We start from the raw sequence: 14,469 nt of genomic DNA on the forward strand, positions 1-14,469 counted from the left end.
AAATTAGTGGGTGGAAGCGGCGGCGGAAGTGGCTGGCGCGCCACCGCCCAGCGCCGCATACAGGCTGACCTGACTGGACAGCAGCGCGCGGCGCGTCTGCACCAGCTGCTGCTCGACCGTCAGCAAGTCGCGCTGTGCATCGAGCACTTCCAGGTAGGGCGCTGCGCCATTGTCGTAGCGCAGCTTGGCCAGGCGTGCCCGTTCGCTCTGCGCGGCCAAAGTCGTCTTGCCGATGTCGACCTGCAGCGCCAGCCAGCGCCGGTTCGACAGCGCGTCGGCCACTTCGCGGAAGGCGCCCTGCACGCTCTTTTCATAATTGGCCACGGCCACGTCGCGGCGCACCTCGGCCAGGTCCATATTGGCGCGGATACGGCCCGCGTCAAAGATCGGCAGCACCAGGCGCGGCGCGACATTCCACGCGCCGCTGCCCGAATCGAACAAGCCGCTCAATTCCGCGCTGGCCGTGCCGTAAGCCGCCGTCAGCGAAATCGTCGGGAAGAAGGCGGCGCGCGCGGCGCCGATATTGGCCTGCGCGGCGCGCAGCTGGTGTTCGGCCGCGATCAGGTCGGGACGCTGCGTGAGCAAAGCCGAGGACAGGCCCGCATGCAGCGGCTGCAGCACACTGGCGTCGTCGAAGCGGCGCACCTCACCAGCCACCGGCGTCAGGTCGACGGGGCCGCCCACCAATTGGGCCAGCGCGTGCGCCTGTACGGCGCGCGCCTGTTCCAGCTGCGCCGACAGCGACAAGGCCTGGCTGAGCAGGGTTTCCACCTGCGTCAGGTCCAGCTTGGAAATCGACCCCACCTCGAAGCGGCGCGTGAAGATGCGCAGCGATTCGGCGCGGCTGTCGACCGTGGCGCGCGCCAGTTCCACCCGTTCATCGAGTTCGCGCAAGCCCAGGTAGCCATTGGCCACCTGCGCCACCAGGGCCACGCCGACGGCGCGGCGCGCCTCGTCGCTGGCCAGCAGGGTTTGCAGCGCGCTGTCCTTCAGGCTGCGCACGCGGCCCCAGAAATCGAGCTCCCAGGCACTCACGTTCAAGCCCGCCTGGTACTGCGCGCTCGTCATGGGGCGGCCCGTCACGCTCAAGTCACCTGGCACGCGCGCGCGGCTGCCGGAGGCGCCCAGCGCAATGGCGGGAAATTGTTCGGCGCGCTGGATGCCATACGCGGCGCGCGCTTCTTCCACGCGCAGGGCGGCGATGCGGATGTCACGGTTGCTGGCCAGCGCCTGCGCAATCAGCGCCTGCAGGCGCGCGTCGGCAAAGTAGGCTTGCCAGGCGACGTCGGGGGCGTGTGCGCCGGACGGATCGGTTTCCGGGTATTGCGCCGCCACCGGCAGCGGCGGTGGCGCGTACGGCGGCGCCATCGAGGCGCAGCCGGCCAGGGCCAGCATGGTGGCCAGCGCGGCCATCCTGGCGCGGTTGGGCAAAGTAGAAACAGCCATGGTCATCATCTTCCAGTCAATTCAGAATGTTGTAGCCGCCATCGACATACAGGGTGCCGCCCGTGATGGCGCGCGCGCCGTCGCCGGCGAGGAAGGCGCACAGCGCGCCCACGTCCTCGATGGTGGCCAGGCGGCGCATGGGCGAGCGTTCGATGGCGTCGGCCATCAGGCGGTCGAAATGGGCGATGCCGGAAGCGGCCCGCGTCTCCAGTGGCCCCGGCGAAATGGCGTTGACGCGGATGCCTTGCGGCCCCAGTTCGGCGGCCAGGTAGCGCACCGACGCTTCCAGCGCCGCCTTCACGGGACCCATCAGGCCATAGTCGGCGATGACTTCCTCCGCGCCCAGGTAGCTCATGGTCATCAGGCTGCCGCCGTCCGGCATCAGCGGTTCGGCCAGTTTCGCCATGCGCATGAAGGAGTGGCAGGAGACATCCATGGCCTGCGCAAAGCCGTCGGCGGAACTGTCCGTCACGCGGCCATGCAAGTCCTGCTTCGGCGCGTAGGCGATGGAATGGACGACGAAATCGAGCCGCCCCCACTGCCGTTCGATCTGCGCGAACAGCGCTTCGAGCTGGCCCGGCACGGCCACGTCGAGCGGCGCCATGATGGCCGCCTGCACTTGCTGCGCCAGCGGCTCCACGTGTGGCCTGGCCTTGTCATTGAGCCAGGTGACGGCCAGTTCGGCGCCGGCCGCGCGCAGGGCGCTGGCACAACCCCAGGCGATGCTTTGCCCATTGGCAATGCCCACCACCAGGCCCCGCTTGCCCTGCAAAGGCAAGTGCTGCGGCAAGGCGGCCATCATGCCTGGACTGGACGCAGGGCGGGCCACGGCGTGGCCGCATGCACGCAGCGCACCGCGCCGGCGCGCATGGCGGCGGCGCACATGGCCAGGGTGACGCCACCGGCGCGCGCATACGGCAAGGCAATCGGAGTGTGGGGGTGTAAGGTACTGCACGCGCCAGGCGCGGGGGTCTGCATCTTCATGAATCGGCTTCCGTCACTGAAATTCGAGGCCGGCACCAGTGCATTCTCGGGGAACTGGTACAGGGCGAAAATTACTCTACAGCATTTAGATACGTGATTCGCGATGAGTCCGGTCCACATGCTTATCGTTTTGAGCTAGGTCAACTATAAGTGCGATTGCGGCAATGCAACATTGATGTAAATCAAATTTTACCGCAATATTATCTAAATGAAATATTTTTCAGGCAAGCGTGCGGGCGTATTTATTTGATAATATCAAGGGCTAGCGAGAAGAAAATCGCGCAGGTGAGCGACAATTGGTATTGCCTGGAAGACAAGCAGTGCTGAGCAGTGGCGGAAGGCAGGCGGCAGGACGAGGCAGAAAGGGGGCCATGCTATTGCGTTGCAACATGGCCCACCATGCATTACAGGACAGACTTGAACGGTCTTATTTTTCCGGCGCCGGTGCGGGACGCGAATACAAGTCGATGATGGTGCTGATGCCATCCTGGCATACGGAGCAGAACGTCTCGCTGCGGTCGAACATGATGCACTGCATCTCGGGCCGGTAGTAGCCGGACGACTCGTAGTTCGCGCCCTCGAAGGCGCCCACCGCATGGCGCTGCGGCGCTTTCGAGAACAACTGCTGCGTGTACGCCAAGTCGGCCTTGAACAGGTCGCTCATCTCGCTTTCAGGACGGTTGGCCGCGCGCAGGGCCGCGCGCTGCTTCTGGTATTCGCGCGCATGGCTGTCGTATGCTTCCTTCGGCCATGGCGTGGGCAGCGGCGTGCCCGCCTTGACGTGGTTTTTCCATTTCAGCCTGGCCGGATCGCGCAGCGCGGTGGCGTTCGGCTCCCACGGCTCCTGGCGCTCGCCATTCGACTGGTAGGCCACGGGCGAGGTGTAGTACTCGTCGGCCAGGCCGGCGAAATGGTGGCCGAATTCATGCACGAACAGGTAATTGGCCCAGTCGCTGTTCGCTGCCGCCGTGCTGAACTGGCCGAAGATGCCGCCGCCGCCATAGGTATCGTTATTCACGAGGATTTCGATGAATTCATACGGCGCATATTGCGCCAGGTCGCGCAGCGCGCGGTTGTCCGTCGTCAGCACATAGCGCTCGCTGCCGAAGATGTCGTAGCGCGTGCCCAGCGGCGAGGCGTGATGCACGCCCGTCGATGGACGCGACACGCCCGATTCCTGCGTCGGCGCGGCCATGGCCCACACATTGAAGTCATTGGCCCGCTCGCGAAATGGCGAGACGGTAAACAGGTGCTCGGCCAATTTGCGCGCCGTCGCTTCGAACTTGCCCATTTCGGTGGCCGTATAGCCATCGCCCATGATCAGCAGGTCAACCTTGCCGGACGAGGGGCCACTGATGCGGATCGGGATAGGCTTGACGGGCGCCGGCGGCTGCTTGCGGATCACGTCCTGCGCCGCCGGGTCGACATCGGTGCTCCACACGATGGAAAACAGGCCGCGCTCGTCGCGCTTGAGGATGCGCACGCGCACGGGGTGCTCGGGCTGCGGGAAGCGCACGGATTCCTGGAAGGCGCGCGTGGTGGTTTTCGCTTCATCCGTGCTGGCCCATTCGCCGAAGATGGTGGAAAAACCGCGCGAGTACAGCACCTTGCCCGACTTGATGTCGACCACTTCCAGCAGATTGTTGCCGCGATTGCTGTCGTCGATGGGGCGCGCCAGGTTGCCCGGCCATGGCAGGGGCTCGACCAGCACGCGCTCGACCGCATAGTGCTCGCTCAGCGCATTGCCGCTGTGCTGGTAATCGAGGCGCATGGTGGCCGGCAGTGGCGCGTTGTCCGCCTGCGCGGCAGGGACGATGCCGGCGGCCAGCGCCAGCGCGCAGAGGAAGGATCGAATCGGGGTCTGCTGCATGTCATTCCTAAAACGGTAGAAAAACAGGTGAAGGGATCGGTTTTCCAAACAATCGGCGGGCCTGCCGGCAGGCGCGGGAAAAACCGCTGCGGCACATTGTAGCGACAGGAAGGGGGCGTGCAAAGCGCCCATTTCAGACGATGCGCTTGACCAGGCGATGCAATCGCCTTATATTAGATCGACTAGTCGATTTATAAAAGGACAGAACCATGCGCACCATCGATCCCGGCAAACACGCGGCCCGCCGCGACGCTATTCTCGCCGCCGCGCGCAGCTGCTTTGCGCGCAAGGGCTTTCACCAGACCAGCACCGCCGCCATCTGCGCGCAAGCGGGCATGAGCCCCGGCAACCTGTTTCATTATTTCCCCACCAAGCAAGCCATCATCGCCGCCATCGTCGACCAGGAAGGCAGCGAGACGGCGGCCTACTTCGCCGGCGTGCAAGGCAGCGCCGATGCCTACGGCGCCCTGCTCGATTTCATGGACCTGGTGCTGGCGCTGGCGGCCGACGCGGATTTTGCGGGACTGGCGCTGGACATTTCCGCCGAAGCGATGCGCGACACGGACATCGCGGCCAGGGTGGCACGCAACGACGCTACCCTGCGCGGCGGCCTGCAAACCTTGCTGGAAGAGGCGGCCGCAGCGGGCCAGGCCGACGCCGCGCTGGACGCCGCGCAGACGGCCAGCTGGATCGCCGCGCTGATCGACGGCATCTTCAACCGGGTCGCCGTCGATCCCCAATACGCCCCGCTGGCGCAGCGGGCCAGCCTGCACCTGTTATTGGCGCGCTTCCTGCGCCCTGCCCTGGCATGAGCGGCGCCATGAAAACCCCGTCCGCGCGCATCGCCGACGTCGACGCCCTGCGCGGCTGCGCCCTGTTCGGTATCCTGGTCGTCAATATCGGCGCCTTCGCCACGCCCTGGTTCGGCCTGGGCTTGACCGATCCCGCCTTTCACCGCGGCGTGGACCGTGCCACGCACTTCCTCGTCGCCCTGCTGTTCGAGACCAAGTTCTACCTGCTGTTTTCCTTCCTGTTCGGCTACAGCTTCACCTTGCAGATGCAGGCGGCGGTGCGTGCCGACGCGCCGTTCGTGCCGCGCATGCTGCGCCGGCAAGCGGGCCTGTGGCTGATCGGCGCCCTGCATGCCGTGTTGCTGTTTCATGGCGACATACTCACCACCTACGCCGCGCTGGGCATCGTGCTGCTGGCGCTGTACCGCTGCGGCGAACGCCAGGCACTCACTCTGGCCGGCATCCTCGTCACCGTCTGCGTGGCATTCTGGGCCGGCATGGCGTGGCTGCAAAGCCTGCAACCGGCGGGCGACGTCGCGGACAACGCCGTGGCGATGGCGCAAAAGGCGGCAAGCGCGCTGGCCGCCTACCACGCCACGCCCGCCGCCGTCGTCAAGCAGCACCTGCGCGAACTGCGTGAAATCTGGATCGTCCTGCTGCTGGTGCAGGCACCGTGTGCGCTGGCCATGTTCCTGTACGGCCTGGCCGCCGGCAAGCGCGAGATGCTGCTGCACGCCAGCGATTATCTGCCGCTGCGCCGCCGCCTGCTGTGGGCGGGCGCACTGGCGGGACTGCCTGGCGCCGCCTTCTATGCGTGGACGTCCGTGTATGCGCAAAGCCAGGCATGGCAGGTGGCGGGACTGGCCGTGGGCCTGGCAAGCGCGCCGCTGCTGGCTGGCGCTTATGTGGCGCTGGCGCTGGCCCTGTTCGAGCGCCTGCGCGACGGCGCGCTGTTTTCCCTGCTGGCCGACACGGGCCGCATGGCCCTGTCGAACTACCTGCTGCAGTCGGCCATCTGCGCCGTGCTGTTCCTCGCGTATGGCGCGCGGCTGATGGGCAGCGTCTCGCCGCTCGGTGCCCTGGCGCTGGCGCTCATCATCTTTTGCGTGCAGTTGCCGTTGAGCCGCTGGTGGCTGCGCGGCCACGCGTATGGCCCCGTCGAGTGGCTGCTCAGGGCCTTGACGATCGCCGCGTGGCCGCGCTGGCGGCGCCAAGTAACCCCCAATAAATTATTGTGATTTCTGACTTCCATAACCGGCGCTCTGCGGCGTTGCCCGCTGTTAGCAGTGCTCGCACTGCGTCGCAGCAGGCGCCTTGCATAGCATCCAGTTCTGTTCGTCATAAATTCACAATAATTTCCTGAGGATTACTTAGCGCGGCGCTTACTTGTAGCGGTACAGCGGCTGGCGCAACTGGATGGGGCGGATATCGAGGCGCAGCTTCAGCACCGAATACGCTTCCGCCTCGGTCGAGCTGTAGCCAACGCTGTTGACGGTTTTGCTGAAGCGGAATTCAAAGCCCAGGTCCGGATACGGATCGCGCGGATTGCCGAAGGCGATGCCGATGGCTTCCTGCTGCGCGTTGTCGATCAGGTTGCCCATCAGGTCCAGCACGGCGTTATTGCCGAGGATATCGTTGGTGAACACGGGTTCGCGCATGTCGGGCTGGTTCGGATCGAGCTTGTTGTCGGCCTTGTCCGGCGAGGGCGTAAACACGCGCGTGACGAGGTTGAATTTGTCGCCCCGGTCCAGGTAGCTGATGGCCGCATTGCTGATATTGAAATTTTTCACGCCGCGGTCGCTGATGGCGCCCGACAGGTCGATCAGCAAGGCGCCGCTGTAGCCGATGACTTCCACGTCGCGCATGGCGTCGACCACCATGGCGCTGTTTTCATCGATGCCCAGGCCCAGGTGATAGCCTTTTTTCAGCATCACGGGAATCATGCGGGCGAAACGGCCGCGCACCAGCAAATGCTGGTCCACGAAGACATCGCTGCCGATGAAGCCCAGGCCAGGCGCGATCTCGCGGCCATCCGTCACGCCCATCTTGAGCATGTCGAGCACGGGTTTGGCGTCGTAGAACATGGTGGTGCTCATGATGGCGGCGCCGGCGCTGGAACCGGCGATCACGCCGCCGTTGCGGTAGACCGACCAGATGGCTTCCAGCGCGGCAGTGCGGCTGCCGTCCGGGCGCAGCAAGGCTTGCGTGATGCGTCCCTGGTCGCCGCCGGCAAAATAAATGCCGCTGGCCGACTTGATCTGCGTGACGATGGCCGGGTCTTCGGCGGCCTTGCGGTAATCCCTGTTCGGCAGCTTGACGGCCAGCGGCACGAAAAAGGCATCGGCGCCATATTGGTTCAACTTTTTGATGATGCTTTCGCCCGATTTTTCCGGGTTCATCGCGGCCGAGGCCAGCACGGCGATGCGCGCGCCTGGCCCGCCCGACAACTTGACGATGCGCTGCCAGACTTCGGCATTGTCGGCGCGCAGGCCGCCGCCAATGATGACGAGCGTTCCCTGCGGCGCGCTGCCGATGGCACTGCCACCCGGCGCCGCCACGGCATGGACGCTGCACAATGCCAGCGCGAACAGCAGCGCGGCGCGGAAGGTGTGATACAGGCTTGCGGATGATTTCATGGTGCCTTTCAAATACAAGAAAAGTGGCGCACGCTTGTTGATGCAGGCACGCGCCCTTGCTGCCAATACTGCTGCTTGCAACCCAGCGCCATCGCACTACGATGCTACCCGCCGCAGATGACGGCGTTGTTGCGGTATCTCCACGCTTCTATGTAAAACTGCTTACTTGAAGCTGTAATTGGCGCTCGCATAGAAGCGCCGGCCCCGCGGATCCGTGTAGGTCGGGTCATAGCCGGACAGGAAAAAGTAGGCCTGGTTCGAATATGGCGGGCTGGTATTGAACAGATTCTGTATGCCCGCGCGCAGCTTGAACTGCTTGCTGACGGCATACGCGCCCGACATGTCCCACAGCGTGTACGCCTTCACCCGATTCGGCTTGACGACACTGCCGTTATCCGTGTTGATGGCCGAGTTCTGGTCATCGTAGCCGCTCGAATACGTGTTCGACAGGCTGGCCGAATACGGGCCATTGTCCCAGTCGAGGGTGATCGTATGGCGCCAGCGCTGCACCACGCCTTCCGTGACGAATTTATTGAGGTTGCTGATAAAGACGTCGCCGGGGCTGGTCTGGATTTTCGAATCGAGCACGTAGGTGCCGCTCAGGTGGGCGCCGAATCGTCCCCACGCCGTTTGCACGCCATGCAGGTCGGCCGTGATGTCGAGACCCGCCGCCTTTTGCGCGCCGCGGTTTTCCTTGCGCAGCTCGATGTAGTCGATTTCATTGTCTTCGTCGCGGTGCACCAGGTCGCCATACTTGGCCAGGTTGCCCAGGATGATGTCGTCGCCGATTTCGCTGATCAGGTCCGTGCGCTTGATATTCCAGTAGTCGGCACTGAAGGTCCAGTGCCGGCTCGGCTCGAGCACCAGGCCGGCCGTGAACTGGCGGCTGCGCTCCGGTTTCAGCTTGTCGTTGCTGTAGCGGCGCGTATCCCAATTATCGGCGCAGACGGAGTAATCATTGTTCTCGCTCGCGCAATACACGGGATCCGGCAGCGTCGCCGTACTGCTGTAGGCAGTGGGCCGGTGCAGGTCGGACATCGATGGCGCGCGGAAGCCCTTGCCGGCCGAAGCGCGCAGCAGCACCTGCTTGCTGGGCATGTAGGTCAGCCCGATCTTCGGACTGAGGGCGCCGCCCACCTGCTGGTAGTGGTCATAACGCCCCGACAACTGCGCCTGCCACTGTTTGGTAAACGGCAGCAGCAATTCGCTGTAGATGGCTTGCACCATGCGGCTGTCGCTGGTGGCCACGCCGCCTTCAGGCGCCGCGTCGTTGTTGATGTTGTCGCTCATCAGCAACGCCGAGGGACGGAACTCGGTGCGCTCGCGGCGCACTTCGCCGCCCACGGCCAGCGCCATGTCGCCGCCACCCAGGGCCATCAGCGCGCGCGATGCCTTGAAGTCGAGCGCATCCATGGTGCCGCGCGCATGCCGTACTTCGTCATTGACCTGGATGCTGTCGAGCAGCGCCTTGCCCTTCGCGCCCGATGGGCCAAACGGATTGATGTCGCCGGAGGCGATGCCTTCCAATAGCTTGTCGTACAGGACATAACCATGCGTGTCGCGGTCCTTCACGACGTTGACGCTGTGATTGAAGCCCACGTCGTAATCCCAGCCGGCGAGCGTGCCGCTGGCGCCCACCACGACACGCTGGCTCTCGCTGGTCAACTGGCTGGTGCGCATGCCCGCCTCGTTCAGCCGCATGCGCAGCTCCAGTTCGCGCGCAGTCGGATTGCCGTCTTCATCGACGATGCTATCGAGGCCGGTATTGGCCAGCTGCGGCACCTTGCTGTAATCGAGATAGCCGATCACGCGCGCCGACGAGCCCACGTAATAGCTGCGCGAACGGCTCAGCGCCACTTCCGCGTACAGCTGGTGCTCGTTATTCAGTTTCAGTACGCCGCGCGTGAGCAGGTTCTGCTTGTCCGTCTTCGGATACAGCTCCGTGTCGCCCATGTAATCGTAGGTACAGGCATCGACGCCGCCCGTTCCTGCGGGCAGGTACAGATTGGCCGGCGGCGAACAGTGAGGGATCGACGGATTGATCTGCCGGCCGCTGATCGGCTGGCCATTGAGCAGGAAGCCCTGTTCCTGCAAATAGTCGCGCTGCTCCCCCGACAGGCGGATATTCGCCGGGCTGGTAAAACTCGACAGCAAATGCCCCAGGCGCTGCGGAACCTGCAAGTTCGGAATGAACTTGCGTTGCGAGGAACTGAGGCGGTCGGTTTTTTGCAGGTCAACCACGGCGAAGATATTGTAGCCATCCGTGCCCAGGTCGCCCGTGCCGGCCGTGATGCTGGCCGTGCGCTTGCCGGCGCCGCCTTCATCGGTGCGGCTGCCGTAGACGTTCAACTCCACGCCCTGGTAATCCTTGCGCGTAATGAAATTGATCACGCCGCCGATGGCGTCCGTGCCATACAGGGCCGAAGCGCCATCGAGCAGCACTTCCACGCGCTGCAGGGCGGCAGCGGGAATATTATTCAGATCCACGCCCGCATCGTCGCCGGGCGAGGCAAAGTTGGCCATGCGCCGGCCATTCAGCAGCACCAGGGTCGATGACGTGCCCACGCCGCGCAGGTTGGCGCTGTTGAAGCCGCGCTGGTCGCCGCCGATATTGATGCTGGCGCCGTCCGTCAGGCCTCCCACGTTGGCCGACACGCGCGCCATCAGCTCGGCCGCCGTCGTCACGCCCGCCTTTTCGATTTCGGCGCGCGTGATGATCTGCACCGGCAGCGCCGTCTCCGATTCCAGCCGCTTGATGGCCGACCCCGTGATTTCCACGCGCTGCATTTTTTTCGGCGCGGCGTCGCCGTCCTGCACCTGCTCCTGCGCCTGCGCCTGCGCGCCGGCGGCCAGCATGCCCAGCGCCGCCGACACGCTCAGGGCGCCCAGCGCCAGTCGCACGCCTTGCGCCAGCATCGACTCGCGTGGCAAGGAGCCGCCGTCCTGTCTTTTCATGTGCATTGCCACTCTCCCCAATGATGATGTCTGATTTTTATAATGACTTTGAGACTGCCTTGCGTTGCTTTGAAGCTGTTTTCCGGGGTCCCTGCACGCCATGCTCGCCGCCGTACAGATAGGCGGCGATGACTTCGCTCAGACGGGCCGCTTTTTCAACGTTCTTCTTGTTCGACACCATCAGCGCCACGGCCAGCGCTTCGATCATGGCCAGCGCCGTGCTGGCGCTGCTGGGCAGGACGGGGTGTGTGCTTTGCGCATACAGCGCGTGATCGGCCAGTTCGGCCAGGGGGGAGGCGGGCGAATCCGTGAGCGCCACAATGCAGGCGCCGCGGTCGCGCGCGAAGCTGGCCAGGCCGATGCAGTCGAGCGTGTAGCGGGGGAACGAGATCACCACCAGCACGTCGTGCGCCGTCAGGTTGACCAAATGGCCGGCCGCCACTTCCGAGCCGCCGATGCCCACCACCTCCACCACATGCGGGCAAAATGGCTGCAGATGCTGCACCAGCATGCCTGCCAGGTTGGCCGACAGGCCAAAACCCATCACATACACTACCCTGGCGCGCGTCAGACGGCGCACCACGGCCTGCATGGCGTGCGGCGACAGGGCATCGGACGTGGCGGCGATATTCGCGGCCGCATATTCCAGGCTTTCCGTGATGGGTGAGGTGGTGCGCGCGCGGCGCTCTATCGTGCGGCGCAATTTGTCGACTGGCTGCAACAGCGATTGCAGGGTTTCGGCCATGGCGCCGCGCATGGCCGAATAATTCTTCTGGCCGATGTCGCGCGCGAAGCGGCTGATGGTGGCCGTCGATACCTGGCAGCTGTCGGCCAGTTCCTCGATGCCCAGCGCCGTCACCCGCATCTGGTTGCGCAGCAGGTAATCGGCGATCTGCCGCTGCGAAGCCGAGCCGCCGGCCAGCACGTGCATCAGCGCCTGCCCCAGCGGAGACTGCGCGAACGCGGCATCGGGCGACGCCAGCGTGCCAGCCCGTGGCGTGTGGGGACTGCTGCGTGCAGGATTGGCGGATGCTCTCATATCACTGGCGGCCTGTATTCTGGGGCACTGCGGATCACTGGCGGAAGGCGAAATCGGGTCGCTGGAACTTACTGTACTCATATCAAAAAGAAAACTCAACAAATATTTGTAAAAGGATTTTCATTGATTTACTTCGTGAAAATATTGCTACATAATCGACCGAAATCCATCAACCGCGCCCCGTTTTGGGGCGAATTCACCATGCAAGTACAACAGCACCCCATCTCCACCGCGCACGCCAGCGTAGCGTGCCAATTGAGCAGCTTTCACTTCGGCACCGCGGCAGCCACCAGCCGCAGCGGCAAGAAGGTCTACATCCAGGCGGCGCTGCATGCGGATGAAGTGCCGGGCATGCTGGTGTCGCAATTTTTGCGCCGCGAACTGCTGGCGCTGGAGGCGGCGGGCAAGGTGCATGGCGAAATCATCCTGGTGCCGGCCGCCAATCCGATCGGCCTGGCGCAAGCCATCCATGGCGCGCCGTTCGGCCGCTTCGACCTGACCACCGGCATCAACTTCAACCGCGCCTACCGCCACGTGGCCGATGAATTGAAAACCACGCTCGATGGCCAGCTGGGACAGGATGCGCAAGCCAACGTGGCGCTGATACGCGAGCATGCGCGCGCGGCCGTCGCCGCCTGGCGGCCGGGCACGGATGCGGAGACCTTGAAGAAAACCCTGCTGGGCATGGCCATCGACGCCGACATCGTGCTCGACCTGCATTGCGATAACGAGGCGGCCCTGCACATTTACACAGGCACGCCGCTGGCCGCGCAGATCGCGCCCCTGTCCGCGCTCTTGGGCGCGCGCGCCGTGCTGCTGGAACTGGCGGCCGGAGAAGAACCGTTCGATGAAGCCTGCAGCCGGTTGTGGTGGGATCTCGACGCGCACTTCGGCGGACGCTATCCGATTCCCGCCGCCTGCCTGTCGACCACGGTCGAGTTGCGCGGCGAAGTGGAAGTAAGCTACGCCCTGGCAGAGCGCGACGCCACCGCCCTGCTGCGCTTTCTCGCCATCGAGGGCGTGCTGGAGATAGCCGGCGCCGGCGACGACCTGCCCGCGCCGCAATGCGAACCGACGCCGCTGGCCGGCGTGGAACCGATCCTTGCGCCGCATCATGGCGTGCTGGTGTATCTGCGCGAAATGGGCGACGTGCTGGCAGCCGGCGACGCCGTGGCCGACCTGATCGACCCCGTCAGCGGCGAGACGACAACCTTGCGCTGCACCGTGGCCGGCGTCTTTTTTGCGCGCAGCGCCCACCGCCACGTCCTGCGGGGCATGAACGTCGGCAAGGTCGCCGGCGCCGTTGCCTTCCGCGGCGGCAGCCTGCTGAGCCAATAAATGTCACAAAAAGCGCCATGAGAAAATTCAAGCTCCCCAATACCTTCGTCCTGCTGTGCGGCATCCTGGCCATGATCGCCCTGGCGACATGGCTGGTGCCGGGCGGGAAATTCGATACCCAGCTGGTCAACGGCAAGCAGCTGATCATCCCCGGCACGTTTCATTATGTCGACAACAAGCCGCAGGGACTCGCCGCGCTGATGATGGCGCCCATCAAGGGCTTCGTCGACGCCAGCCTGATCATCGGCTTCGTGCTGATCGTCGGCGGCGCCTTCGCCGTGCTGCAAAAAACGGAAGCCTTCGATTCGCTGATCAAGGCCATCGCCAAGGCGCATACCAGTTCGCGCTTCGTGCGTGCCGCCATCATCCCCGTCTTCTTCACGATGTTCTCGCTGGGCGGCGCCACCTTCGGCATGAACGAGGAAGCGATTCCCTTCATCCTGATCTTCGTGCCGCTGGCCCTGGCCCTGGGCTATGACACCATCACGGGGGTGTCGATTCCCTTCATCGGCTCGCAAGTGGGATTTTCCGCCGCCTTCCTGAACCCGTTCAACGTCGGCATCGCGCAGGGCATCGCCGGGGTGCCGATCTTTTCCGGCATCGGCTACCGCCTGATCGTGTGGGCCATCGCCACGGCGGTCAGCATCGTGTTCTTGATGTGGTACGCGGCGCGCATCAAGCGCCATCCGGAAAAAAGCCCGACCTACCTGCTCGATATCGAAAAGCGCAGCGAGCACACATTGGACCTGAACAGCTTTGCCGGCATGACGCGCACGCACCGCGCGGTGCTGTGGATTTTCATGGCAACCTTGCTGACGATGGTCGTCGGCGTCGTCAAGTACGACTGGTTCATCGATGAAATCGCCGCCCTGTTCCTGGTGATGGCCATCGTCGTCGGCCTGGTCGGCCGGCTCGACATGGACAGCCTGGTGGCGTCGTTCGTGCAGGGCGCGCGCGACATGGTCAGCGTGGCGCTGGTCATCGCGCTGGCGCGCGGCACCATGATCCTGGCGCGCGACGCGCAGATCATCGACACCATGCTGCACGCATTGACGCCCCTGGTGGCGTCGTCGAGTCCCGTCTTCGCCGCGCAAAAGATGTTCTTCATGCAGTCGGTGATCAACTTCTTCATCCACTCGGGCAGCGGCCAGGCGGCTCTCACCATGCCGATCATGGCGCCACTGGCCGACCTGGTGGGCGTGACGCGCCAGACGGCCATCCTGGCCTTCCAGTTCGGCGAATTCACCACGCCGATGATCCCCACTTCAGGTATCACTGTCGGCGTGCTGGCGCTGGCGCGCGTGCCCTGGATTACGTGGGCCAAGTGGATGATCCCGCTGCAGCTGATTTACCTGGTGCTGGCGCTGCTGCTGTTGATTCCGCCCTGCCTGATGCACTGGCAGTAAGCCA

General features: G+C 64.4%; 11 protein-coding genes. 4 read left to right on the forward strand and 7 right to left on the reverse strand.

Features of this window, described 5'->3' with window-relative positions:
- Window positions 1-3 precede the first annotated feature (3 nt).
- The 4 genes from O3297_RS17935 to O3297_RS17950 form a co-directional block, all read right to left on the reverse strand.
- Complete coding sequence (locus O3297_RS17935; protein ID WP_305049704.1) at window positions 4-1,452, reverse strand: efflux transporter outer membrane subunit; 1,449 nt, start codon at window positions 1,450-1,452, stop codon at window positions 4-6.
- A 10-nt stretch (window positions 1,453-1,462) separates the two neighbouring features.
- Window positions 1,463-2,248, reverse strand: a complete 786-nt coding sequence (fabI, locus tag O3297_RS17940; protein ID WP_170846361.1) for an enoyl-ACP reductase FabI — start codon at window positions 2,246-2,248, stop codon at window positions 1,463-1,465.
- On the reverse strand, window positions 2,245-2,430 hold the full coding sequence (locus tag O3297_RS17945) for a hypothetical protein (protein ID WP_139144621.1): 186 nt from the start codon (window positions 2,428-2,430) through the stop codon (window positions 2,245-2,247). The genes fabI and O3297_RS17945 overlap by 4 nt, the downstream gene beginning before the upstream one ends.
- A 427-nt stretch (window positions 2,431-2,857) precedes the next feature.
- Window positions 2,858-4,300, reverse strand: a complete 1,443-nt coding sequence (locus O3297_RS17950; protein WP_305049337.1) for an IgA Peptidase M64 — start codon at window positions 4,298-4,300, stop codon at window positions 2,858-2,860.
- 209 nt (window positions 4,301-4,509) lie between these two features.
- On the opposite strand from O3297_RS17950, the gene O3297_RS17955 reads away from it, so the two are divergent.
- Window positions 4,510-5,112 carry a TetR/AcrR family transcriptional regulator gene (locus tag O3297_RS17955; protein ID WP_305049338.1) on the forward strand — a complete coding sequence of 201 codons (603 nt, stop codon included), beginning with the start codon at window positions 4,510-4,512 and terminating at the stop codon, window positions 5,110-5,112.
- 8 nt (window positions 5,113-5,120) lie between these two features.
- A complete protein-coding gene (locus O3297_RS17960; RefSeq protein ID WP_305049339.1) occupies window positions 5,121-6,329 on the forward strand; it encodes a DUF418 domain-containing protein in 1,209 nt (402 codons plus the stop codon).
- 144 nt (window positions 6,330-6,473) lie between these two features.
- Here O3297_RS17960 and O3297_RS17965 read toward each other — a convergent pair whose 3' ends face one another.
- From O3297_RS17965 to O3297_RS17975, 3 genes are all read right to left on the reverse strand, one after another.
- Window positions 6,474-7,727, reverse strand: a complete 1,254-nt coding sequence (locus O3297_RS17965) for a cyanophycinase (RefSeq protein ID WP_034780338.1) — start codon at window positions 7,725-7,727, stop codon at window positions 6,474-6,476.
- A 162-nt stretch (window positions 7,728-7,889) separates the two neighbouring features.
- On the reverse strand, window positions 7,890-10,688 hold the full coding sequence (locus O3297_RS17970) for a TonB-dependent receptor (RefSeq protein WP_305049340.1): 2,799 nt from the start codon (window positions 10,686-10,688) through the stop codon (window positions 7,890-7,892).
- A 31-nt stretch (window positions 10,689-10,719) separates the two neighbouring features.
- Window positions 10,720-11,721 carry a MurR/RpiR family transcriptional regulator gene (locus O3297_RS17975; RefSeq protein ID WP_099389067.1) on the reverse strand — a complete coding sequence of 334 codons (1,002 nt, stop codon included), beginning with the start codon at window positions 11,719-11,721 and terminating at the stop codon, window positions 10,720-10,722.
- A 201-nt stretch (window positions 11,722-11,922) separates the two neighbouring features.
- On the opposite strand from O3297_RS17975, the gene O3297_RS17980 reads away from it, so the two are divergent.
- Both O3297_RS17980 and O3297_RS17985 read left to right on the forward strand, forming a co-directional pair.
- Window positions 11,923-13,059: a succinylglutamate desuccinylase/aspartoacylase family protein gene (locus tag O3297_RS17980; protein ID WP_305049341.1), complete on the forward strand. Its 1,137-nt coding sequence runs from the start codon at window positions 11,923-11,925 to the stop codon at window positions 13,057-13,059.
- 17 nt (window positions 13,060-13,076) lie between these two features.
- Complete coding sequence (locus O3297_RS17985) at window positions 13,077-14,465, forward strand: YfcC family protein (RefSeq protein ID WP_083299835.1); 1,389 nt, start codon at window positions 13,077-13,079, stop codon at window positions 14,463-14,465.
- Window positions 14,466-14,469: the final 4 nt, after the last annotated feature.

Origin of the sequence: Janthinobacterium sp. SUN128, from assembly GCF_030587275.1 — a bacterium.
Taxonomy (GTDB): Bacteria; Pseudomonadota; Gammaproteobacteria; order Burkholderiales; family Burkholderiaceae_D; genus Janthinobacterium; species Janthinobacterium lividum.